Source organism: Alicyclobacillus hesperidum subsp. aegles (genome assembly GCF_027923525.1).
GTDB lineage: Bacteria > Bacillota > Bacilli > Alicyclobacillales > Alicyclobacillaceae > Alicyclobacillus > Alicyclobacillus aegles.
The window spans coordinates 15,430-38,397 of the sequence record NZ_BSBJ01000003.1; the positions used below are offsets into that span (position 1 = coordinate 15,430).

General features: G+C 53.4%; 18 protein-coding genes and 3 pseudogenes. 3 read left to right on the plus strand and 18 right to left on the minus strand.

What is annotated here, in order from left to right; genetic code table 11:
- Window positions 1-22: 22 nt before the first annotated feature.
- Genes QMF38_RS01265 through menB form a run of 6 tightly spaced genes read right to left on the minus strand, consistent with a single transcriptional unit; the run spans window position 23 to window position 7,554 of the window.
- Window positions 23-1,276, minus strand: coding sequence for a cation:proton antiporter (locus tag QMF38_RS01265; RefSeq protein WP_281758399.1), 1,254 nt, complete (start codon window positions 1,274-1,276; stop codon window positions 23-25).
- Between the two features lie 22 nt (window positions 1,277-1,298).
- A complete protein-coding gene (menH, locus tag QMF38_RS01270; RefSeq protein ID WP_281758401.1) occupies window positions 1,299-2,108 on the minus strand; it encodes a 2-succinyl-6-hydroxy-2,4-cyclohexadiene-1-carboxylate synthase in 810 nt (269 codons plus the stop codon).
- Window positions 2,105-3,802, minus strand: coding sequence for a 2-succinyl-5-enolpyruvyl-6-hydroxy-3-cyclohexene-1-carboxylic-acid synthase (gene menD / locus QMF38_RS01275; protein WP_281758545.1), 1,698 nt, complete (start codon window positions 3,800-3,802; stop codon window positions 2,105-2,107). Before menD ends, menH begins: the two co-directional genes overlap by 4 nt.
- A 2-nt stretch (window positions 3,803-3,804) precedes the next feature.
- Window positions 3,805-5,193 carry an isochorismate synthase gene (locus QMF38_RS01280; protein ID WP_281758403.1) on the minus strand — a complete coding sequence of 463 codons (1,389 nt, stop codon included), beginning with the start codon at window positions 5,191-5,193 and terminating at the stop codon, window positions 3,805-3,807.
- Window positions 5,172-6,695: an o-succinylbenzoate--CoA ligase gene (gene menE / locus QMF38_RS01285; RefSeq protein WP_281758405.1), complete on the minus strand. Its 1,524-nt coding sequence runs from the start codon at window positions 6,693-6,695 to the stop codon at window positions 5,172-5,174. Before menE ends, QMF38_RS01280 begins: the two co-directional genes overlap by 22 nt.
- Before the next feature lie 40 nt (window positions 6,696-6,735).
- Window positions 6,736-7,554 (minus strand): 1,4-dihydroxy-2-naphthoyl-CoA synthase, encoded by an 819-nt coding sequence (gene menB / locus QMF38_RS01290; protein ID WP_281758407.1) that lies wholly within the window; start codon window positions 7,552-7,554, stop codon window positions 6,736-6,738.
- A gap of 232 nt (window positions 7,555-7,786) precedes the next feature.
- Here menB and QMF38_RS01295 point away from each other — a divergent pair, with 232 nt between their 5' ends.
- Window positions 7,787-8,692 (plus strand): 1,4-dihydroxy-2-naphthoate polyprenyltransferase, encoded by a 906-nt coding sequence (locus QMF38_RS01295; RefSeq protein ID WP_281758409.1) that lies wholly within the window; start codon window positions 7,787-7,789, stop codon window positions 8,690-8,692.
- Window positions 8,693-8,770: 78 nt separating this feature from the next.
- Here the strand turns inward: QMF38_RS01295 and fdhD are convergent, their stop codons facing one another.
- The 9 genes and pseudogenes from fdhD to QMF38_RS01340 all read right to left on the minus strand — a co-directional run.
- Window positions 8,771-9,586, minus strand: coding sequence for a formate dehydrogenase accessory sulfurtransferase FdhD (gene fdhD, locus QMF38_RS01300; RefSeq protein WP_281758546.1), 816 nt, complete (start codon window positions 9,584-9,586; stop codon window positions 8,771-8,773).
- Between the two features lie 20 nt (window positions 9,587-9,606).
- Window positions 9,607-10,122: a DUF1641 domain-containing protein gene (locus QMF38_RS01305; RefSeq protein WP_006447942.1), complete on the minus strand. Its 516-nt coding sequence runs from the start codon at window positions 10,120-10,122 to the stop codon at window positions 9,607-9,609.
- A 6-nt stretch (window positions 10,123-10,128) separates the two neighbouring features.
- The gene (gene fdhF, locus QMF38_RS01310; RefSeq protein WP_006447941.1) at window positions 10,129-13,134 is read right to left on the minus strand and encodes a formate dehydrogenase subunit alpha; all 3,006 of its coding nucleotides are present in this window, start codon (window positions 13,132-13,134) and stop codon (window positions 10,129-10,131) included.
- A 32-nt stretch (window positions 13,135-13,166) separates the two neighbouring features.
- Entirely contained in the window at window positions 13,167-15,053 is a 1,887-nt protein-coding gene (locus QMF38_RS01315) for a thioredoxin domain-containing protein (protein WP_006447940.1), read from the minus strand.
- Between the two features lie 77 nt (window positions 15,054-15,130).
- Window positions 15,131-15,295: pseudogene (locus tag QMF38_RS01320) on the minus strand (DUF255 domain-containing protein); the annotation flags it as partial.
- Window positions 15,296-15,414: 119 nt separating this feature from the next.
- Window positions 15,415-16,650, minus strand: a complete 1,236-nt coding sequence (nagA, locus tag QMF38_RS01325) for an N-acetylglucosamine-6-phosphate deacetylase (protein ID WP_157785432.1) — start codon at window positions 16,648-16,650, stop codon at window positions 15,415-15,417.
- 436 nt (window positions 16,651-17,086) lie between these two features.
- Entirely contained in the window at window positions 17,087-17,497 is a 411-nt protein-coding gene (locus tag QMF38_RS01330) for a hypothetical protein (RefSeq protein ID WP_157057238.1), read from the minus strand.
- A gap of 231 nt (window positions 17,498-17,728) precedes the next feature.
- Window positions 17,729-18,028, minus strand: a complete 300-nt coding sequence (locus QMF38_RS01335) for a hypothetical protein (protein WP_040288355.1) — start codon at window positions 18,026-18,028, stop codon at window positions 17,729-17,731.
- Between the two features lie 155 nt (window positions 18,029-18,183).
- A pseudogene (locus QMF38_RS01340) lies at window positions 18,184-18,384 on the minus strand (transposase); the annotation flags it as partial.
- A gap of 54 nt (window positions 18,385-18,438) precedes the next feature.
- On the opposite strand from QMF38_RS01340, the gene tnpA reads away from it, so the two are divergent.
- Window positions 18,439-18,750 carry an IS66 family insertion sequence element accessory protein TnpA gene (gene tnpA, locus QMF38_RS14755; RefSeq protein WP_390853767.1) on the plus strand — a complete coding sequence of 104 codons (312 nt, stop codon included), beginning with the start codon at window positions 18,439-18,441 and terminating at the stop codon, window positions 18,748-18,750.
- Window position 18,751: 1 nt separating this feature from the next.
- Here tnpA and QMF38_RS01345 read toward each other — a convergent pair.
- Together QMF38_RS01345 and QMF38_RS01350 are read right to left on the minus strand one after the other, a co-directional pair.
- A pseudogene (locus tag QMF38_RS01345) lies at window positions 18,752-19,366 on the minus strand (IS3 family transposase); the annotation flags it as partial.
- A gap of 24 nt (window positions 19,367-19,390) precedes the next feature.
- Window positions 19,391-19,696 carry a transposase gene (locus QMF38_RS01350; RefSeq protein ID WP_006445622.1) on the minus strand — a complete coding sequence of 102 codons (306 nt, stop codon included), beginning with the start codon at window positions 19,694-19,696 and terminating at the stop codon, window positions 19,391-19,393.
- A 429-nt stretch (window positions 19,697-20,125) separates the two neighbouring features.
- On the opposite strand from QMF38_RS01350, the gene QMF38_RS01355 reads away from it, so the two are divergent.
- Window positions 20,126-20,440, plus strand: a complete 315-nt coding sequence (locus tag QMF38_RS01355) for a hypothetical protein (protein WP_040288353.1) — start codon at window positions 20,126-20,128, stop codon at window positions 20,438-20,440.
- A gap of 1,722 nt (window positions 20,441-22,162) precedes the next feature.
- Here QMF38_RS01355 and QMF38_RS01360 read toward each other — a convergent pair.
- Window positions 22,163-22,495: a hypothetical protein gene (locus tag QMF38_RS01360; RefSeq protein ID WP_281758418.1), complete on the minus strand. Its 333-nt coding sequence runs from the start codon at window positions 22,493-22,495 to the stop codon at window positions 22,163-22,165.
- Between the last annotated feature and the right edge of the window lie 473 nt (window positions 22,496-22,968).

The following is a 22,968-nucleotide window of genomic DNA, read 5'->3' on the forward strand; positions in this document are numbered from 1 at the left end:
CGACAACTTTCGTCTTTACAATCTACAACAACTCTTCGCCAGGGTCCGATTGACGTTCCAATTTCAGAAGCTTGGCCACCCACCCTGTCGACGTCGCCTGCAACAAAATCGTCGACAAAATCGCTAGAAAGGTGACTGCCATGAGGTCGCGCGCATGCGGTACACCAGCGGCAGCGGCTGATGTGGCCAACGCGGCCGGGATCACGCCAGTCTCACGTACCCACATCATCAAGACGATCTCCCGCGCGGACCATTTCGCAAAGCGGTCGCCCGGTACACATGCGAGCACCGTAAGCGGGCGTGCGATGAACATCAGAGTGGCCGCGATCGCAAGACCAACTCCCAGATCGCGCCCCAACGCCGAAAATTGCACTTGTGCGCCAAGTAGCGTAAAGATCAGCATGCGCAGCAATGCCGTCGGCAATGCAACATGTGCCAACTCAGCGAATTGAACCTGCGATCGCGCCATGCCGAACACACCTGGGCTGCCAAATATTGCTCCACTCGCGAACGCGCTCATGAGACCACTGCCGCCAAGATCAACTGCGAGAGCATAACTCCCAAGCGCGATGGCGATGGCCACGACGCTTGTGTGCAGCCGCAGCCAGGGGGGGCCGTTCTCCGATGTCAGCCATGCTCCAAAGAAGCCAAAAACAGTCCCCATGGCAAGACCAATGCCGGCTTCTCTGCCAAACATGGCAAACGCAGACGCCAGGTGCAGGGGCTGTTGCGCCTTGACCGATGTGAGCACGACGGCAAACAAGACCGAGGCCGTCGCGTCGTTGACCGCGCTCTCCGCTTCGAGTGCCTGCTGTAAGCGTTGGCGAATCGGTGTCCGTGCAAAGACAGGAATCAATGTCGCTGGATCTGTCGAGGCGATAATCGAACCAAGTAGTAGACACCAGAGAAATGAAAAGTGAAACAGCCACATTGCGATCAAGGCGACGGCAAGTGCCGTTATGAGCACACCGAGGGTAGCCAACAGACTGATGGTCAACGCCGCCCGGCGCAGAAGCCTCAGATTCATCTGGCATCCGCCCTCGAATAACAACAGCGCTGCCCCGGTATACACCGCAAACTGACTCGCCCCGGAGCCACCTGCCACGTGCAGCACGCGCAAACCTGCCGGTCCAAGGGCTATGCCAAGAACGACAAATGCCGCCACATCGGGAATGCGCGGCCGTTCCGTAAGCCTGCTGATGACGGCGCCAAGTAAGCCGACGAGGGCGATAATCAGCATGGCGTCCTGCCAATTGGCGAGATTGAGCACACCCATCCTCCTTTAACGCTTCGGCGTGCTAAAAGCAAGTCTCGACAGCCGCGGCAAAAGCATCGGGTTGCTCCAAGTGCGGCGTATGTCCCGCTTCTTCGATCACGACATGACGTGCAGCTTTCATTTGCCGAGCCATCTGAGAATTGATAGCAGTGAACTTGGCATCCAGTTCCCCGGTGACAAGCAGCGTCGGCATTGTCAGCGTACCAAGCAGGTCCCAATTCGATGGCTGTGCTCCAGTGCCAATTCCACGCAGACTTTGCGCATAGCCAAACGCCGTTCCCTGTTCACGGATCTCCCGTTGCCGCATGCGTACACCTTCCGGCAAGGCGCTGTGTGTCGCAAAGAGAGGTATCTTCTCCCAACGCTCAATAAAAGCAGAAAGGCCAATATCCTCAATTTCAGCAGCCAGTCTTTCGTCTGCTTCTCTGCGCGCGGCCCGCTCCGACGGGGTCGCGAGCCCTGGAGACGCGCTCTCGAGGATGAGCTGCAAAACATATTCAGGATACTGAACGGCAAAGGAAAGGGCAATTCTTCCACCCATCGAGTAACCCAGCACGTGTGCTCGCGAAAAACCGAAAGTGTCAAGAAGAGCCGCGAGATCGGCCACTTGTTCAGCCATCCGATAGCGTTCAACGCTGGCAGGCGCCGCAGTCCGCCCGTGCCCCAACAAATCGGGGGCTAGCACGGTCCAGCGTCGCGCCCAATTCGCGAAAAACGGTGCAAAGACGTCGCCACTGCCCGTGAAACCGTGTAACAGCAACAAACACTCCTCACCATCGCCGGCCTGCAGTACGGAATACGAAATGCCGCGCACGTGCACAGTTCGTCTCATCGCGCCATCCCTCGCTCTAGTTCGTGCCGCAATTCGGCAAAGAGGCGTTTGTATACGTGTGTACTCGCTTCGTTGGCAAACGTGGCTTGCACGACGGTCAACCCGGCATCGTTTATGCCTTTGCGCACCGCCTGCATCAAAGCCTGCACACCCTCCACCTCGACATATCGCCCGCCAAACGCCTCAATAATGTGTTGGAACTCCAGGCCATGCGGCGTCGTGAAGTGGTGCAATGTGTCTGGTCGCGACGCTTGCGACAAATGCTGAAAAATGCCGCCACCATCGTTGTGAATGAGGACGATGACAAGTGGTACCCCGAATCGCTTGGCCGCGAGAAGTCCGTTCGTGTCGTGATAAAACGACACATCACCAATGCACAGTACTGTAGACTGGCCTGACGCCAAGGCCTCGCCAAACGCCGTCGACGTCAGACCATCGATCCCGCTGGCACCGCGATTGCCATCGACGATGACGCCCGATTGTGGCCTGACCAAGGCGTCGGCGTCGCGAATCGGCCGACTGTTGCCGATGAATAACCTCTCCCCACTGTGCAACGCCGCGACCGTTGCCCGTACCGCCGTACCCTCAAACCAGTGATCGGCGCAAAAGCGCTCGATGAACCGCCTCGCTACATCGTCCGCATGCCGCCAAGCCGCCGTGTAAGCTTGTGCGGAAGTCGTCAACGTGGCTATGAGATGGTTTAGCCCAAATTCGACGCCGCCAGCGATGACGTCGCTGGCAACGCCTAACGCATCGCGATAAAGTGGCGTTTCATCGCAGACAAATACGCGCGCACGGCTCTTCACCAGCCACGATGCCAACGCCTTAGAGGTCGGCTCGGCGCCAAAGCGCAGCACCAAGTCTGGAGGCGCAATCACATCGGGTGCAGCCTGCAAAATGGCATCGTAGTGCTGGACAGCCTGTGACGATCCCGCAACCGGAGAAATGATATCCGCCAAAATCGGAAGGCCGGTTCGTTCTGCGAATGCAACGACCGCCTTGGCAAGGTTTGCATCGCGCTCAGGACCGAACACGACGAGTGGGCGTTGTGCACTTGCCAAGGCTTCCCGCAAACGTTTGAACCGCGAGCCAGCAAACGATCCCGATGGCTCCATCTGCATCGCAGGTGGGGTGAGGTTTACAAGCTCTGGCACCTCATCCCGGCGCGGTGGCACGAGTGGTTCGACAAACGGGTAATTCAAATGGACGGGGCCCGCCGGACTTGAAGCAGCCAACGTGGCAGCACGCACAGCCATCGCCTGTGCATGCCGGGCGCATTGCGCGGTGCCATCGGGGATCGGCAGTTCATAAAACCACTTGACGTGATCGGCAAACATACCCATTTGGCGAATGGCCTGATTGGCTCCTACTTCGCGCAATTGCGGCGGGCGATCGGCCGTAATCGCGATGAGCGGAACGCGCGACATGTAAGCCTCCACAATGGCTGGATAGTAATTGGCAGCGGCGGTCCCCGACGTGCAGACAATCGCCACCGGGCGCCCTCCGCCTTTTGCGAGGCCAAGTGCGAAATAGGCGGCAGACCGCTCGTCGAGATGGGAAAGCAACTCAATTTGCGGGTGTTCCGCAAAGGCCATGAGCAGCGGCGTGTTCCGAGAACCGGGCGAAGCAACCACCTGGCGTACGCCTGTGGCTGCGAGCCCATCGACAAACGCGTGCACCGGCCACAAGGTCATGTTCACATTGCGTCCCCCTCACGAATATCCCCCAGCGCCGTTCGCATCGGTACGAGCTTCCACTCGCTTTCTTCCCACTCCGTTGCGGCGTCTGATCCGGCAACAATACCACATCCCGCAAACATGCACGCATGTGGGTAATAAATGAATGCCGATCGCAGCGAAACATTGATTTGTCCATTGCCATCGCCGTCCATCCAGCCGAATCCTCCAGTGTAGTACCCCCGTGGCCAACCTTCGTGGGCCTTGATGAACGAAATCGCGGCCGCATCCGGCACTCCCGCCACCGCGGGTGTCGGGTGCAAGCAAATAGCTGCATCGAGTAGGCTACACCCTTCGCGCAACCGCCCTTCCACCTTGGTGTACAGGTGTTGCACATTTGTCAACTGGCGAATGCCAGGTTCCTTTGGCCAAGTGAGTTGCTCAGCAACACTGGCCAAGCGATGGGTGACCGCGTGCACGACCGCCTCGTGTTCCGCGCGGTTCTTTGCACTCGTCTGTAACTGCAAGCAAAGGTTCTGGTCTTCCTCTTTGTCGCGTCCGCGGCGCGCCGAGCCAGCCAAGCAGTCAACCGACAAAGTCCCCTCTTCTACGCGAACCAGTTCCTCTGGACTGGCCGCAAGCAACCACCTGTCCTGCCACTGCATGGCAAAGATGTGACTGTCGCGATAAGTACTCAAAAGCTGTTGCAACGCTTCTGGCAGCGGCCGGTTGACCGACGCAAATGCCCGGCGCGCTAGGACGACTTTGCTCAGCTTCCCCGCCGCGATTTCGCGCAACGCCCGCTCAACTTTATCCGCCCAAGCACTGTTTTCTAAAGCCGCCGTAAATACTGGATGCGCTCCTGGCTCATGCTCACCGGCTGCAAAAGCATCAAGAAGATCCGCAACCTCTGTGCGAACGTCATGCTCGTCGAGGGCGGGCGAGACGATGTAGAACACATCCACCGCATCTGTGCCCAGTTGTTTGCGCAAGGTCAGCTTTGGCACAAACCAAATCGCCTTCGGCCAGGCGGACCACATCCCAAACGCGGGCTCTGTGAAGTCAAACGCAAATGCGCCGTAACAGCGAACGCCCTTGGGAAGTGCGAGTTCAGACAACCGCGTCCTGGAACGTTCGAGCGCATCCTCCTCAGACTCCAAAATTTGCTTGTAGACGCCAATGCCAAGCGTCTCAGCATCAGCATTGTGCGGCAGCGAGTACACGGCGGGCTCGAGTGTATGCCAATTTGCGAGCGACGCAAGCGGATCATGGAACTTGATCGTCGTGCGAATGCAATGAACGCCCTGTTCGTTTGCGGGAGGCATCGTTGTATAAGCCTGCGCGATGGCGTCCACCAGGTGTTCCCATACCGTCTCTTTCGCCGAAGTCAGCATCGCGTTTTTACCCACTCCCTCAATTCCCGTCTCAACAGTTTGCCCGAGGCGTTGCGCGGCAACGATGACACAGCATAAAACGCCTGCGGAATCTTGTAGTGCGCCAATAGCTCGCGCAAACGGGTTCGCCACTGCGCCAGTGTCTCATCGGTCAACACGACACCGTCTTTGAGCACGACAAAGGCCACAGGAACCTGACCCCATGTTGCATTCTCTTGCGCAACTACGCCCGCGTCCTGTACGCCTGCCAACCTCATTAAGGCGGACTCGACCTCCGCCGGATACACGTTCTCGCCACCCGAGACAATGAGATCTGTACGCCTGTCCAACACATATAAGAAGCCGTCGTCGTCGAACACGCCAATATCGCCAGTGTGCAACCAACCGTCTCGGAACGCATGCTCTGTGGCCATTGGTTGATTGAAATAACCGGCAATGACCGTGGGACTTTGCACTAGAATTTCGCCCTCGACACGCGGCAAAGTTGTTGGACCGTCAGGACTGTCAATGGCAAGTCGCACATTGGCTAGAGGCTTTCCCGAACTCCCTACCTTTGCCAGCGCATCGTCCGCCATCAAAGTGGCGACCTGTGTGTTCGATTCTGTCAGTCCATAGCTTTGATTGATGGGAATGCGCAGGGCCAACGCTCGCTCCAACAGCGGCTTTGGTGCCGGACCGCCGCCAAGCAGAACCGCACGCAACGTATCTGGATACGGATCGCTTCGCTTGTCTAGGAGCCTTGCCAACATCGCAGGCACGAGGGAGACCAACGTTATTCCTTCGTACGCCAAGGCCTTGTCCACGCGCTCGACGTCAAAACCATTATGGGCCACGACCGTCGTGCCATAAATGAGGCTACGCAATAATACGCCCATGCCACCTACGTGAAACAGTGGCATCGGCACCAACCAACGCTCATCGAGCCGCAACCCGAGTTGCAACACAGAGCCCATAGCGCTCCACCAGTGATTTTGATATGTAATGACAGCGCCCTTCGGCCTGCCCGTCGTTCCACTCGTATAGACAATGCAATGCGGCGCAGTCAAGTCGATATCCGCTTTGAACACATCGCGTGCACGACCGCCTTTCGTCTGCAGTTCGGAGAACTCGATCACGCCTGCAGGAAAGCGGTAGCTTTGATTCACCTCTTGTGCCAACGACCTGGTCTGTGCATCATAAATCAGCAACTGCGCATCACAGTCCTCTACCTGATAGGCAAGCTCAGGTGCGGACAAGCGCCAGTTGAGCGGCACCAAGATGGCCCCTAGCTGTATCAACGCGTGTAGCACTATCGTGTGCGCATAGCTGTCCTTGAGCAGGACTGCGGCGCGTTGACCCTCGCAGAGCCCCTGATCATAAAGCGATGCCGCGCAGGATAACGCGGCATACAATAATTCTTCGTAGGTTAGAACGCCATTTGCCGTTTCGATGGCCGGGTGCAAAGGACGTCGCAAGGCCTGCGCCTGCAACCAATCGGGCAAACGGCGAACCGGCTCCTGTGACCATGCATTTGTCATGCAGCATTCCACCCCCGTGTCTAAATTGGTTGTGGAACAATCAGGGCAATCTCCCGAACTTTCCAAAGTCCGGTTTGCGCTTCTCAAGGAACGCATTCTTTCCTTCTTTGGCTTCATCGGTCATGTAGAACAACATGGTCGCGTCTCCAGCAAGTTGCTGCAATCCAGCCGCGCCGTCGGTATCTGCGTTAAATGCCGCCTTGAGGAAGCGAATGGCAATCGGGCTCTTTTCGAGAATTTCCTTTGCCCATTGAATGCTTTCTTCTTCGAGTCGATCAAGCGGCACCACCGCGTTGATAAGTCCCATTTGCAAGGCTTCCTGGGCGTTGTACTGACGGCAGAGGAACCAAATTTCCTTTGCTTTCTTTTGCCCAACCAACCGTGAGAGCAAAGCGATGCCATAACCCGCGTCAAAGCTACCGACCTTCGGCCCAGTTTGTCCAAATACGGCATTCTCGGCCGCGATCGTCAAGTCACAGCAAACGTGCAGGACGTGTCCACCGCCAATCGCATAACCGGCAACAGCGGCAATCACTGGCTTGGGCAATTGACGAATGAGCCGCTGTAAATCGAGCACATTGAGACGAGGGATTTGATCGCCGCCGACGTAGCCGCCGTGCCCACGCACGCGTTGGTCGCCCCCGGAGCAAAAAGCGAGATCGCCCTGGCCGCGCATAATGACGACACCGGTCGATGCATCGTCGCGGATGTGCTGAAAAGCATCAATCATCTCTGCAACCGTTTCGGGGCGAAACGCATTATGCACCTCAGGTCGGTTGATGGTCACACGGGCAATGCCCTCCGCTCGTTCGTAAATGATGTCGGTATATTCCTTCACTCGCTCCCACTGCATGGTCATTTCGGAAGGCCTCCTGATTCCGAGTCAGATGTCGAATGTTCGCGAGAACATTATAGAACTTGTCCAATAGAGAAGCAAAAACGCAACCCCTCGGAACCCGCGGCAAGAAACGGATTTGCCGGTCTCGCATGCACATGCTAGGATTACGAATGGATTCCTAGAACGTATAGAGTTCTGTTTGAAATTTCGCCGTGTGCGATCTACGCGGCTTGGGAAACGAGGTGCTTAGCAGATGATACATTCGAGCCGGATCGGCGTCTGGTGGCGAGTCTTACGCCCGTTCACCTTGACGGCGAGCATCGTGCCAGTACTTGTCGGGGCAGGGATTGCGATTCCTTTTTATCATTTCCACGTTTGGAGATTCCTTGCCATGTTTTTCGCATCCATTTTAATCCAGTCAGCAACCAATATGTTTAACGAGTACTACGATTTTAAACGAGGGCTTGACGACGAGCGCATGGTTGGTATCGCGGGCACCATCGTACGCGATGGTGTGAAGCCGACGACCGTATTGCGGTTAGGCTTTATTTTTATGACTGTTGCCCTGTTACTGGGCATTTATCTCTGCGCGACAACGAGTTGGTGGCTTGCTCTGGTTGGCATTGTATCCATGGGCATTGGTTACTTATACTCGGGTGGGCCGTGGCCGCTCGCATACACGCCGTTTGGCGAGTTAGCGGCCGCAACAGCCATGGGACCGGTCATTGTCCTTATCTCCTTTTACCTGCAAAGTGGTACCGTAACCTGGCGAGCGGCACTTTTGTCGATTCCGATTGGCCTTTTAATCGGCGCCATTTTGTTTGCCAACAACATGCGGGACATGGTACAAGACGCGGAAGGTGGCCGCCGCACGGTTGTTATTTTGCTTGGCCGCGAGCGGGGGAGAATTTTATTTGCGAGCGTCTTTGCCGCCGCATACCTTGTCATTGTCATGCTGGTGGTCTTTCACCTGCTTACGCCATGGGCACTCTTTGTCTTCGCGACGATTCCAACTGCTGTGTACGTGGTACGCCTGTATTACCAACATACAGAACCCGCGAAGCTGCACGCGGCTGTCAAAGGCACGTCAAACCTGTTGTTTCGCTTCGGCGTACTTATGTTTTGCGCAATGTTGGTCTCGTTAGTACACGTCGCGTAACCAGAGGTACCGCGTATACATCCAAAAGCGCCGTCGCTGGGAAATCCCCCGTGTGACGGCGCTTTGATTTTATTTCACCTAGGTATCGGCTTGGGCATCAGCTTGCAAAGCCCCCGCGATTCGCCACGGGTGCGAATATACGTTAAAAGCCCTGCCGCGCACAAAACCGATGGCGGTAATGCCCAGTTCGTCCGCCATGTCGATGGCAAGCGCCGTTGGCGCCGATCTGGCGATCACGATGCCGACGCCAATCTTGGACACCTTCAACAACACCTCGGACGAGATGCGCCCACTGAATGCAATCACCGTACCTTGCAACGAGATTCCGTTTTGCAGGCAGTATCCATAGATTTTATCGAGGGCATTATGCCTGCCAATGTCAGTACGTGCCAACAAAAGTTTGTCTGGCGTGCACAAGGCCGCCATATGAACGCCGCCGGTCTCCTGAAACAGCGTCGCCGCCCCATCGAGTTCGTCGATCACGGCAAATACCTCTTCCGGGCTCAAAGTCACGGCATCGTCTACACGCTTCGCTGTGACGGCATCGTTTTGGAAATAGAAACTTTGGCGTCCCTTCCCACAACATGAAGCGATATATCGTTTATTGTAAAAAGCTTGGTTGAAGGTGATGGCGCTTTTCGTACGCACCCGAGCCGTTCCGAGAAAACGGCTCAGTTGCAGCGACTCAACTTGATCAACAGATTGGATAATCCCCTCGGACGCCAGAAAACCGTACACTAAATCTTCCATATAAGAAGGCGTACAGACGATGGTCGCAAGTTCGTTGTCATTCACATAAATGGTCAACGCATACTCCGTTGCAATCTCGTCGTCTGTTCTCACCCACTCCCCATCGCGATACCGGACAACCGGGCGGATCATCTTTTCGGACATCGCGATGCGCGGTTGTTCGCTCACACTTCAGGCCCCCTGTCCTCGCCACGCGCAGCCGTCGCCTCCGGCGAATCGGCAAGTCCGCGACCCATGCCCTTTAAAAATGCCAAGGCGACCGCCAAGGCCCTGCCAACATCGGGATCGCGCAGAGCCTTTAAGGCGTCATACACGCCCATCCGCGCGTTTACTGGCACCCCTGTTGCCTCTTTGAATCCTGTTGAGGCAGCCTCGAAAAGTCGGGACATCGACTCCGGTGGAATCGCCCCCAAGAATTGCAATGCCCCGATTCCGTTTTTCAATCCACCCGTGATCTCCGGCCGCGACACCAAATTGAGCACAATCCGTAAAACATCGTCCCCCTGCTCCAGCAACGCGCGCAACAAGGGAAGAAGCCCACGTTCCTCGCACGCCTGCAATAAAGCCAAGCCGTCGATCACGCCGTCCGCGTGATCGACCAACGCTTGCTCAATTTTCTGTTTCGCCAGCGCAGCATCGTCGACAGGCTGGCGCACGATAGATGTTATTGCGTTCGCCACTTGGCATTACCCCCTCTCCGGCCGATGTCGTGCTTGTTCGACCGGAACATACCCCGCTCTGGCCCACTTTTTCTCGACTTGTACACCCGGCTGTGGATTGGGGTGGCCAAGCCGATAATTATATGGCGTGAGCGGACTTTTTCCGCTTTCACGGAGAACTTCCATACGCACGCGCAACTCTTTATATGCCGGCGTATGTGTCGTCACATCCGATTCGCTACTTGTCAAGATGTTGATGGCCTCTTCGTCGTTCGACGTATTCATCGGAAGATACAGCTGACGGCCCTGCACGCGATCCGTGACCACTACAGGAAGCTTCAACTGTCCAAACGGCGAAGTCAACCGCACCAGAGCACCCGTTTCGATTCCGCGCTCCTTCGCCAACTCAGGAGAAACCTCCAAGTACGTGGTGGGTATCTTCTCTTTAATACCCGCGACGCGGTAGGTCAGGTTTCCCTCGTGGAAATGCTCCAACATCCGCCCATTGTTCAGGTGCAGGTCATATTCTGGAGCAAATTCGGTCGGTTCGATCCACTTGGCTGGCACCAGTCTCGCACGTCCGTTCGGAAATGGAAAGCCGTCCGTGTACAGTAGCGGGGAATCTGTACCATCTTCGGCGACCGGCCATTGCAGGCTTCGGTAACCTTCGAGTCGCTCGTAGGTGACGCCTTTCATCAACTCAGCCAAAGATGCCATTTCCTCAAGGATTTCACGTGGGTGTTGATAATTCCAGTCGGCACCAAGCCGACGAGCCAACTCCTGCAGGATGATCCAGTCCGGCTTGGATTCGCCAAGAGGCTCCAACACTTGATATAGGCGCTGAATTCTGCGTTCGGTGTTGGTAAACGTGCCTTCCTTCTCTAGGCTCGGTGAAGCGGGCAACACGACATCCGCAAATTCCGCCGTTTTGCTGAAGAACACGTCCATGACCACGAAGAAGTCCAGCTTGGTGAAAGCGTCGCGCACGTAGTGCGAGTTGGAATCGACAAGCGCCATCTCCTCGCCTTGCAACAGCATCGCGCGCAGTTTGCCATCGTGAATCGCTTCGACCATCTCATGGTTGTCGAGTCCCTTCGTTGTCGGCAGTTCAACGCCCCAGGCCTGTTCATACTTTGCGCGTACCCCAGGGTCGTCCACGCGCTCGTATCCAGGCAGGTACACCGGATTGCACCCCATGTCCCCCGCCCCCTGGACGTTGTTGTGGCCACGCAGGGGATAAGCACCTGTGCCCGGCCGTGCCATATTGCCTGTGACAAGCAGCAGGTTGCAAATCGCCGTACTCGTTTCACTGCCCCCCAAATGTTGGGTAACACCCATCGCCCAACAGATACAAACCGACTTTGCCTCGTGAATCATGGTCGCCAATTGTTTGATTGTAGCCTGCGGCACACCGGTCGTCCGCTCTGCATACGCGAGCGTATACGTGGCAAGCGAGTTGACAAATTCCGCGTAACCATCCACGTGTCCGTCGATGAACGATTGATCCTGCCAGCCCTGATCAATGATGTACTTTGTCACCGCCGACAACAGCACGAGGTCGGTGCCCGGTTCGGGCCGGACAAACATATCTGCCTTTTCGGCCATACCGTTACGCCGTAGATCGATCACGATGTGCTTCTGGCCATATTTCTTTTTTGCACGCCGCAAGCGCGTCGACAAAACCGGATGGGACTCTGCTGGATTGGCGCCAACGATGATGACGAGATCGGCCATCGCCAAGTCGTGTACCGAACCTGTGTCGCCGCCGTAGCCAACAGTTCTGCGCAACCCCTCGGTCGCCGGCGATTGACAGTAGCGCGAACAGTTATCGACATTGTTGGTATGCATCACGGCACGTGCGAGCTTTTGAATTAAGTAATTCTCCTCGTTCGTGCACTTCGACGAGGAGATGAACGCAACTGCATCGTCTCCGTGTTTGAGACGTATCTCCGTCAAGCGCTTGGCAACCAAATCGAGCGCTTCGTCCCAGGTCGCTTCATAGAATGCATCGCCTCGACGGATGAGTGGCTTTGTCAGGCGATCTGGACTATTGACGAAGTCCCAGCCAAACTTGCCTTTGATGCATGTCGAAATCTGATTCGTCGGCGCCTCCATCTGCGGCTCAACCTTGAGGATTTCGCGGTCTTTCGTCCATACGTCAAACGAACAGCCGACGCCGCAGTATGTACAAACCGTTTTGGTGCGTTGAATGCGCGACTTGCGCATGGCACTCTCCATTTCAGAAATCGAAAATATAGCCCGATAGCCTGGCTCTACGGCCTTGGTCAAATCGATCATCGTTTGTAAAGGCTCTGGCTCAATGCCAGTCAGAAAACCAGCCTTGCCGATCATGTTCTTTTCCATGAGCGCGTTGCACGGGCAAACCGTTACGCAATGGCCACAAGAAACACACGAGGATTCGTTGATGGGTACATCGTTGTCCCAAATGACACGGGGAATCTCGCGATCCCACGCGATCGACAAAACCTCGCTGACCTGTAAGTTCTGGCACGCCTCGACGCAACGGCCACAGAGAATACATTGATTCGGATCGTATCGGTAAAATGGATTGGATAAATCCTCTTCGTACGGCTTTTTCCGGAATGGATACGATTGATGATCTATATCCATGGCCATCGTCGTGTTGTGCACGGTACAGTTGCCATTGTTGTTATCGCAGACCGTGCAATATAGGTCGTGGTTTTTTAAGATGCGATCCATCGCCTCTTTGCGCGCAAATCGCGCGGCCACCGACTTGGTCCGCACTTCCATGCCGTCTTCTACAGGCGTCGCACAAGCTCGTACGATGTTGCCTCCGACATCGACCATACAAGTATCGCAGGTTTGAATCGGCCCTAAGGCAGGGTGATAACAAATGTGCGGGACATCGACGTCGTTCTCGAGAAGAGCTTGCAGTATGGTTTCGTGATCGCTCGCAGATATCTGCCTGCCATCGACCACGAATGTCTTCTTTACATTGGTGCTCAAAAGCCCCACCTCCAACGTGCCGTTGATTCGGCCATATTTGCGCATCTCGATTCAGTATGGCCTAAAGATCCCCCGCTTCATGTCAGGCGCGGAGGATTCGCGACAAGATTAGCAATGGTTGCGGCAACGTCCGCCTCTGGACGTTCACAATGGAAGTGGCGACACACGTAGACAAGCGCTTCGTCCGCTGCCGGTGGGTACGCATTTTCGCCGTTCGGTCGAGCTGATGGCGTCAACAGCACCGCTTCTGGCAGAAAGGCAAGATGAAAGGCTGTCGCCATCGCGCGTACGTCCCCCCTGCCTGGTACTGATGACCACACGACCTCAGTCGTGCCGAGATCGCGCAACATGGCTGCGGTGACAAGCCATAAATGGTCAACTGGGGCTTCCATCAACCATGTGCCAAACGCATGCAAAAGGCGATCCAATCGATCCGCATACGCTTCGTCGCCGACAAGCGCGTACAGGCGCTGGAGATTGTGTGCCGCCACGCTGTTGGCCGACGGCGTCGCGCCGTCGTAAACGGTCTTTGGTTGCGCAATGAGGCGCTCTGCATCGCGGCCGTACAGAAAGTAACCACTGCCTTCGCTATCCCAAAAGAGCGTGTCGAGCACAGACTGCCAATGTTGGGCACGACGTAGGTAGAACGGATCGAGCGTGGCCTCATACAGATCGAGATACGCCGCGATGAGATAGGCGTGATCGTCCGCATAGGCGAATACGGCTGCATCTTGGTCGCGATAGCGCGCGAGCAGACGGCCGTCCGGCTTGCGCACAAGCAGGGTTTCAAGCGCCTGAACAGCCCGCACCGCCAGGCCGAGCCAGTGCTCGTCTGCAAAGACAGCCCCGGCTTTAGCGAGTCCGGAAATGGCCAAGGCGTTCCATGCAGTCAAGATTTTATCGTCAAGCCCTGGGTGCTCGCGATGCTCTCGCCATTCGTAGAGCTTCCGATTAGCTTCGTCGAGCCACTGCCACAACTCGCCTTCCGACATGTTGCGCGCGGATGCAAAGGCAGGAATATCGCGATCGACATAGTTAGGCACGCTGTAGCCCTCGAAGTTACCTTCGTCTGTGATATCGTAAAAAGCGCAGTACCATTCGCCGTCCTCATCGCCAAGCGCTGCCGTCACATCCTCTGGCCGCCACACGTAAAAACGCCCTTCTTGACCTTCCGAATCGGCGTCGAGTGCGCTGTAAAACGCCCCTTCCCGCGAGGTCAGCTCGCGCTCAAGAAAAGTGACAATCTGCTCGACAAAACGACGGTATCGCGGATTCCGCGTCACCTGATAGGCCTCGGTGTACGCCGTGATAGCCAACGCGTTGTCGTAGAGCATTTTCTCGAAGTGTGGAACACGCCAGAAGGCATCGGTACTATAGCGGGCGATCCCGCCGCCAACGTGATCGGCAATTCCGCCTCTCATGATGGCATCCAGTGTATCCAAAGCCATTTGCCGCGCCCCTTGGTCGGAAGCGAATCGGCTGTATCGCAGCAAAAACATGACCTGGTGAAACGCCGGAAACTTGGGCGCATCTCCAAAGCCACCATACGCGTGGTCAAAGCGCTCGCGCAGAGTGGATGCTGCTTGGCGGGCGGCATGTTTGCCGTCGACCTCACCGGGCATCGCGGCAAATATGGGCTGCATACGGGTGACCAGCTCGGCACTCGCCGAAACGAGTTTTTCCCGCTCCTCGTCCCATTTTTGACGCATCACGCGGAGAATCTCTAGCAGTCCCGGGCGCCCGTAGCGCGCGTTTTTCGGAAAATACGTTCCGGCAAAGAACGGATGCCCGTCCGGCGTCAGAATGACCGTCAGTGGCCAACCACCTTCGCCGGTGACCGCTTGGCAATATGTCATGTAGATGTGGTCGATGTCCGGTCGCTCCTCGCGATCGACCTTAATCGAGATATAGTGTTGATTCAGGTACTGGGCAACCTGTTCATCTTCAAACGACTCATGCGCCATGACATGGCACCAGTGACAAGTCGAAATTGTATACTCCATTTGCACGCAGGTGTACTATTCATAGCCCCGCAGGGCTACGAATAGCCAATGGATAAAAAAACAGGTTTGGACTCACGGGCAGCCTTTTGGAAAGCTTCCGGTGCCCAGGGGAACCAATCGACAGGGTTATATGCGTGTTGCAAGAGATATGGCGATTTTTCATGAATCAAGCGGTTTGGCTTGCGCTCATTTTGTGCAGTCATCGTTGCTCCCCTTCCGAGGAAAATGCATCCTCTTTATGATTGTACCCCTGACAAAGGGTCCTACACAAAGAAGCGTTTGCACGCCATGGTTTTGAAAGCTGATTTTCGATGACAGCAGCTTATCTGGCAAACACTTGACGCCCTGCGATCCACGTCGCGACAACATGCAATCCTTCGTCCAGTACAACGAGATCTGCACGTTTCCCGACGGCGATGGAGCCCCGTGTATGCGCGAGACCGAGCTCTCTGGCCGGTACCGTCGCCGCCATATAGGCGGCATCCCGCAGATCGATACCTACCTTGCGGACCATGTTGCGGATCGCTTCGTCCATGGTCAACGTGCTTCCCGCAAGGTGGTTACCTTCTTTCAGTACAGCCACCCCATCTTGGACGATCACGTCCAGCGCACCAAGCTTATAGTCGCCATCGGCTTTGCCTGCTGCCGCCATGGCATCGGTAATGAGCACCATATTGTCCCGGCCTTTAAGACGATACGCCAGTCTCATCATTTCCGGGGAGACGTGATGTCCGTCAGCGATAATCTCACACACGACATCATCAGTTAGCAACGCCGCGGCTACGGCTCCACCCCCGCGATGATGAAGCCCTCGCATCGCATTAAATAGGTGAGTGGCCTGCAAGGCACCCGCTGCAATCGCATCAAGCGTTTGTTGGAATGTTGCGTCCGTGTGGCCGAGCGATGCGATAATCCCCTGCTGGGTTAGCCAGGAAATAGCATTCAGAGCACCTTCTAGCTCCGGGGCAATCGTGACCTTCTTCACAAAACCTTCTGCGATACTCGTCAAATGCTTGAGGATATCCATCGATGGGGGAATGACAAACTGCGGATTCTGTGCACCACAGCGCTTAGGAGATATAAACGGCCCCTCTAGGTGAATGCCAAGGATCTGTGCACCACCATGAAAGCGGCCTGCGCTACGCTTTGCCACATGGATCACCCGGTCAAGGTCAGCTATTTGTGATGTCAGCGTTGTGGGAAGCCAACCTGTCGTTCCGTGCCTGGCATGGAATCGGCTAATGGCCTCGATGGCGTGAATGGTGCCATCCATCACCTCGTAGCCGTCCCCTCCGTGAATATGTATGTCAATAAAACCAGGTAAAATCCATTGATTGTTTGCATCGAACACCGTGATGGAACGGTCAGCAAACGTGCGCGAAAAGCTTTCTTCTTGTCCAATTTCGCGAATCACGCCTTGCTCAACATAAATGTATCCGCCGTCACAAATGGAATCTTCAAGAACCAGCCTTCCATTGCGAATGACAAATGTGGCTGTTGTCCGATCCACGTGTATCGCCCGCTTTGCATTCAATTCATCCAACTTATATTGTCGCATACAGACTGTATCTTGCAATCCAATGGGATCTTCCACCCGAAGAAGAAAGGAACACCTTTGGAGCACATAGCGAGGAGAGAAGGGGCGCGATGACCCCATTATCATTTTACCCCTCGATAAGCGTCCGTACAAAGCACCTTGTCTTGACTGAGGATGGGAAGCATCTGCCGTGGAATTTCTTCGGTTTTCATGCTCGGCATACCCAAGAAACCGTACGCGCCGTGCGATCACGGAGTATCAGCACGGGTACTTGTTCTTAGCTACGCCCACGCTTATGACTTCCTTGCCGTGTTTGAGTGGGGTATCGACCAACCGCTTTACAAAGCTCTTCACGGCGGAAGGGCAGGGTATTTCTTGTTCCTAAAGTGACTCCCTTTGACGAGCCAGGCGAAGCTGCTCCAGCAACAGGTTGACCTGCTTTTTCAACTCCGCATTCTCACGCTCCAGCGCCTCGTAACAAGGAAGGGGAAATAAGTTCGAAAGAGAGTATGACCAAAGGATTTTCATCAGTGAATATGCTTGTTAGTTCCTCGGCAATTCCTTGATCGTTAACTCTCGAACATAATACAGATCTCATAGTAATCAGATCACTGACATCTTCCAAAACAGACAAAGTTCCATATATACCATTCTTGAGCAGGGATGTTTCATCTGTCCGCACACCACAAACTCTAAATTTTCCATTCAGTCCAATGGAATAATATTGGAAGGTTTTCGATGGTTTAACTTGGTAGATATTTATCCGATCAGTTGGTATACCATCACGAACTTCCTTAATTGGGAAATTAGTAGAAAATGAAACGGACAGATCTATTTCCGTTTTAAGATTTGGAATATAGATTTCCATCGTTGTTTCACCAAATCCCTAGAAGATGTGTTTCAAATACAATCCAAGCTATTGAGACTCCGTACCACAATGATTTGGATACTTCTGATTTGTCTGTACCAACAAATTTAACTAAAAACCATGTAGCGACCTTAATACCGAGATACCCAATGATTATGGAGATTAGTGAAACAACTAATAAACGAAGCAACTTGTTCCCTCCTTCAGAGGCACGTAAGGTAAGGCAAAAAGCTAATTACCCCACCAACCCATATTTTGACCGAAATGATCTACAAAATCACCTGCATATGCTACGGCTGCCCCTGCAGCAGCAGGAGCGGCCGCGGATACAACACCTACACCAACTTCTCCAACTGCAACGGCGCCACCGTCAATTGCGACAGCATCAAAGACGCCTGCGTTTCTTGCTGCATTAATGGAACTCGCCATTTTCCCGCCACCCGTAACAGCAGCGGCAATACCACTTGCAACACTTACAGCATCATGATTCGTTTGATGAAATGCCTTTACTGCGGAACTCCACCAACTCACGTTTTTTCAACTCCATTCATAAAGATTGTTTTGTTGATATTTACGTTCTAATACATAATATACCATTGTGTAAACATAATGTAAATAGGGCTGCTGAAAGATGATCAAGTCCTAAATGTGGTGTAAATTCGCCCCCAAGTAGATATGGAATTATGTCAACTTATCTCGCTGATCTTTGAGCCCTGATTTGCCCGTTTCTGTTGTTCTTCACGCCACACCAAGTAGTCCTTCATGTCGAGATATTTGTGCCCCGTTGTCCATGCTTCGTCTATCTCCATGAGTAGAGCGCCGATCAGGCGAATCGCTGATTCGCGGTTCGGGAAGATGGTGTGCGTAAAATAGCGCACACCTCGCTTAAAACGTAGATTTCTGAGATGATTCCCCCATGATCAACCAGGGAGGGAATCATTGTGTCAAGCGCAGAACGGGCCAGTTTGAGAGAATCATGGCAGGCACGGGTGGCAGCATTTCGTGCCAGTGGGCTCATCGCCGCGAAATGGTGCGCCGAGAATCAGGTCACCGAAAGTCGGCTTTGGTACTGGGTTGCAAGTTTCGGGCCGAACAACAAGAGAAATCGTCATCATGAACGAGTTTGGTGTAACTTTGAAAGGAATGCAAGATGGGTACGATGTGACGCCTACGGCGAACTGAAGTCTTGTTCCGTACGGCAAATCAAGGTGGAATGCTCAATTGCCATTCATCGAAATAAAATTTGGTATTAAGTCAAGAAAGTGGACACCCCAAACAGAGAATTTCTGAAGATTCCACATACGAAACTCTCACCGTAGCTATGCGGTGTTTCTCGACAGCATCTGGTAATACGCCGGCTGCAGGCTTCTCCCGTTGATAAGCTTGCTCCAACGCATCCATGACGAGATCCTTGGTCATCCTCGCTCCAGCTTTCCATCCAACGATTTTGCGGGTATACAAATCCATGACACTGGCCACGTATAACCATCCCTCCTCGGTCCAGACATACGTAATGTCCGACATCCAAACCTGATTGGGACGCTGTGCTCGAAACGTCTGATTGAGTACATTCTCGTGCACTGGATGATTGTGTTTCGAGTTCGTCGTCGCCTTGTATTTGCGCACTGTACGGCTCTTCAATCCGCATTCGCACATGATCTGGGCGACCGTTTTCTGGCTCACCCGTATGCCTTCATGACGCAGTATTTGAGTAATCTTTGGACTCCCGTACAAGCGCCGAGAGGATAGAAAGATTGCATGAATGCGCTGTGTGACTTTGCGTCGCCATTGCTTACGCGCGCTATCCGGACGCTTCAGCCATGCATAGTAGCCGCTTCGATAAACCTGAAGCACTTTGCACATCCTCTGAACCGAAAACTCGAAGCGCGGTGTTCATAGATGAACTGGTACCTTACTTCCGGTCCTTGCTGAAGATGCGCAGCGCTTTTTTAAGATCTCATTCTCCTCCCTCAACTCACGGTTCTCGCGCTCCAAATCGCGCGCCGCCTTGGCTTCCGGTTTTAAGTTTCCACTGCCCACAAATGGGTTATTCGGATCGTCCTTGTATCTAGCAATCCACCCGTACAGCGTCTTCTCGGAAATACCGAGATCACGCGCTACCTGGGACGCTACTCGCCCCTCCTCCAGAACCAGCTTGACTGTGTTCAGCTTAAAATCGTTGTCATACTTATTCGCCATATGTAGACACCTCGAATCGATTTACTTATTTTCACATTCTCAGTTCGTTGTGTCCACCATTTAAGCCTAACACCATATCTCGATATAGAGGCGTATTGGGTATGGAGAGAACAGCAAGCATCATCCGCGCAAACCGCAAAGGCGCACACGCTACGGGGATAACGGGAGGAGCTGTGGTGCGGTGAACACCGCAGGTGAAAGCTTTGCCCCTTCGTTCCTTATCAACGACCGGCGAAGCCCCTCTTGATGGTGATGACGACGGACATATTTGATTTTCCGAAGCAAAGCCGTCAAAGGCGGCACGTCGAAACACAGCAAATTCTACATGTAGACGCAATTTACACACAAATTTGAACTTGACCATATATTGGTTTAATTTATACTATTTTTAGGGGGCACTTAAGATGATTTCCGGGGTGGCGTGAGATTATGAGCCTATGGAACAGTCTTGTAAACGCATTTCATCAAACTAATCACGATACCGTTAATGTTGCTAGTCGAATAGGCGCAGGAATCGCATCTGTTTCTAAGGCAACTAGTGTCGTTAGAGGTGCCTCTGAGGAAGGCGTATTTGCTTCTGCCGTAATTGAGGGTGGAGCCGGAGCTGCTGTTAGAATTGGAGCAGGGGTGATTGGTGCCGCTGCGCCAGAGATAGCAGGAGCTGCAATTGGTGGTGCCGCGGTTGGATACGTAGCGGATTTCGTTGATCATTTTGGTCAGAATATGGGCTGGTGGAAAAATTAATAATCAGCCAAGTGCCCCCATTCATAAACAAAAAGATAGGTGAGCAGCAAAGACATGAATAAGATACCTCATTTTTTAATTCTTACTTTAGTAATACTTTTTATGTGCATGCTGATGACTCAATTAATGACTTGGATACTAGTCAAGGTTTTTCGTCGTTCTCGTGAAGACGCATTCAGATCTATGAAATATTCTATGCTGGCTGTTGGAATCTTTCTCGAAATCCACACCATTATAGAGGTGTTTTTTTAGGCATGTATATCACTATCCCTCATCTACGCCGTGTGAATTCACTTCACGTTGCTTTTGATGTGTTTGACAGAATGGATACACGTGATACTACTTACAACACTGATAATGATTGCTATTGGGTTGATGAACCAAATGAGTATAAATTCTATTTACTAATTGTCAACCAAAGATTTTTGTTGAGTGATCCATTGACATCTGTTTATGTTGCCTTGCGGAATGACGTATTCGCAACCGTTGAGCGTACTATCGATACAAACCATGGAGTCTCAATTTACTCCACGATTTGTTCAAGGGTTGATCAATTAGGTTACGCAGCAGGGGAAACGAGATTATTTAGTGACGAGAATCCAATAGTCATTTTGTCGTTTGAAATCCATAGTTGGGATAAGAAGACACATAATGCCGTTGTCTTTGTGGAATGGAGTTACAATAACGAGCCTTACTGGATAACTTCTAAGCCAGTACGCTTCTCAGGAAGCGCTGTCTCTCATTGCGCTTTACGTCTGACTAAAGATGTACCTGCTGGGGAATGGACGTGCTCTGTATATCTGGGTCATGACTTGCATGCGGTCCACAATTTCTCGTTTGTAAGAAATAATATGACTGCGTTGCCGACGTTGTTCGACTCACGTGTTTAGACGAAATTCGTGGTGTTGAGCGAATTGCGGAATCTCGGTTCGGGAAGATGACAACCACGTCGCCTACGAATTCCCCGATTCAGCCGTTCCAACAAATTCGTTGTAAGCGTCAACTCGACCACGACTTGCTCGTGGCATCGCAATCATGAAAAAGCCACGCCATCAATCTGACATGTCAATGGCCAATTGGCTTTCGTCTCTATTCTCCATTGACACCTTGTGGAGACGACTAGAGAACAGGTTGGACCCGTATTTGTACCTGAAGTACTGTTCGAGCGGCTGCCCAACATCCAGACTGATGACGGACGGCGATGGATGACTTACTACCGTGGTCCAACTACCTGCCGGACGGAACCCGCCGGCTCTCTGGCGAGGTTGCGAGTCATGCGCGAATTTGGTGCAACTTTGACAGGAATGCAAGATGGGTACGATTTGACGCTTACGGCGAACTGAAGTCTTGTTCCGTACGGCAAATCAAGGGCGGAATGCTCAAGTGCCATTCATCGAACGAAATTTATATTCACGCTCACAAGGCAATACTTTTCACCGCCGAGACCCTTGTCCAGTAGATAGCCTGGGAACAAAAAACAGCGGGCGAAGGAGATTGCACACACGGCCAAGTGATTCGCAATCTGCTCTGCATCCGCTGTCGTACCAGCCGCTCGATTAAATGAACAAGGCTCGTTCGTGATCGATCTTGACACACCAGCAAATACGTTTTGCAAGAGTCCTGCGGAAGTTTTGGCCAACAAAGCTGGAATTAATGTGGTTAGAACTCACTAATACCCAGTTACTGAGAGTAACTCATTTTACCCTTAGGTAGAGACACACGTTACCACCACAGGCCCCACAGAACATAGATGATCAAAAACGATGCGGCCCAACGGCCCCATCCCCAGCCGTAACCGGCTCCATACCCGCCACGGCCATAACCGGGGTAGCCACCAGCCCCATATCCCCCCCACGCCAATGCTATATCCAAACGCTTAACTTCATCTGGATCAAGCGTTTCACTGGCGAGTTGCGGAGGAATGTACCTTCTTGGCGATAAGATAATGGCCTGCTCCTCTGTCACGCGCTCAATGATCCCCTCGTGATATCCGTAGGGTGTCATAAAGCGCACATATTGTCCAACGTGGCGCAAACACTCTGCTCTCGAACACATGCTGATGCCCTCCCCTTCACGCAACACACGACGCGACTTTCGTGTCATCCACCATTAGTAAACCGGCGTTGTCGTGCAGGTTGTGGTGTAGTAAGGCACTAGCAAAATAAAGAGTACAAAGATAATGAGAAATACAACCGCCCAACGAGTGTAGCCACCGAGCGCACCGCCATCATACATGTTGCTTCCCTCCTGCCATGCAAAATATAAAATCCGAATGTAACCACGAGCCTGACGCATCATCTTGCCCGCAACGCATTTCCAGGTACACGCATCACCACGCCAGCAAATAGGCATGCCCGCGCCTTACGAATGGGCGCCTGCAAAGTCAAAGCTTCTTTTTGCCTCCTCGTTTCACGACGTGATGTACAAGTATGTGTGCGATGAACCTTTTGCATCGGTATTTGCCGCACAGGCATTCGCACAGCCGCTAGGTCTTGGTAACGCGCATATTGATTTTTCTATTGCACATT

What these genes read in the sequence shown, in the direction of transcription:
- nagA (WP_157785432.1), bottom strand. Translation starts at nt 16,650, where the DNA reads ATGCGACAATATAAGTTGGATGAATTGAATGCAAAGCGGGCGATACAC.
- QMF38_RS01350 (WP_006445622.1), bottom strand. Translation starts at nt 19,696, where the DNA reads ATGGCGAATAAGTATGACAACGATTTTAAGCTGAACACAGTCAAGCTG.
- QMF38_RS01315 (WP_006447940.1), bottom strand. Translation starts at nt 15,053, where the DNA reads ATGGCGCATGAGTCGTTTGAAGATGAACAGGTTGCCCAGTACCTGAAT.
- fdhF (WP_006447941.1), bottom strand. Translation starts at nt 13,134, where the DNA reads ATGCGCAAATATGGCCGAATCAACGGCACGTTGGAGGTGGGGCTTTTG.
- QMF38_RS01330 (WP_157057238.1), bottom strand. Translation starts at nt 17,497, where the DNA reads ATGGAAATCTATATTCCAAATCTTAAAACGGAAATAGATCTGTCCGTT.
- menD (WP_281758545.1), bottom strand. Translation starts at nt 3,802, where the DNA reads ATGACCTTGTGGCCGGTGCACGCGTTTGTCGATGGGCTCGCAGCCACA.
- QMF38_RS01265 (WP_281758399.1), bottom strand. Translation starts at nt 1,276, where the DNA reads ATGGGTGTGCTCAATCTCGCCAATTGGCAGGACGCCATGCTGATTATC.
- QMF38_RS01360 (WP_281758418.1), bottom strand. Translation starts at nt 22,495, where the DNA reads ATGTGTTCGAGAGCAGAGTGTTTGCGCCACGTTGGACAATATGTGCGC.
- menE (WP_281758405.1), bottom strand. Translation starts at nt 6,695, where the DNA reads ATGACAAATGCATGGTCACAGGAGCCGGTTCGCCGTTTGCCCGATTGG.
- menH (WP_281758401.1), bottom strand. Translation starts at nt 2,108, where the DNA reads ATGAGACGAACTGTGCACGTGCGCGGCATTTCGTATTCCGTACTGCAG.
- fdhD (WP_281758546.1), bottom strand. Translation starts at nt 9,586, where the DNA reads ATGTCCGAAAAGATGATCCGCCCGGTTGTCCGGTATCGCGATGGGGAG.
- QMF38_RS01355 (WP_040288353.1), top strand. Translation starts at nt 20,126, where the DNA reads ATGAGCCTATGGAACAGTCTTGTAAACGCATTTCATCAAACTAATCAC.
- QMF38_RS01295 (WP_281758409.1), top strand. Translation starts at nt 7,787, where the DNA reads ATGATACATTCGAGCCGGATCGGCGTCTGGTGGCGAGTCTTACGCCCG.
- menB (WP_281758407.1), bottom strand. Translation starts at nt 7,554, where the DNA reads ATGACCATGCAGTGGGAGCGAGTGAAGGAATATACCGACATCATTTAC.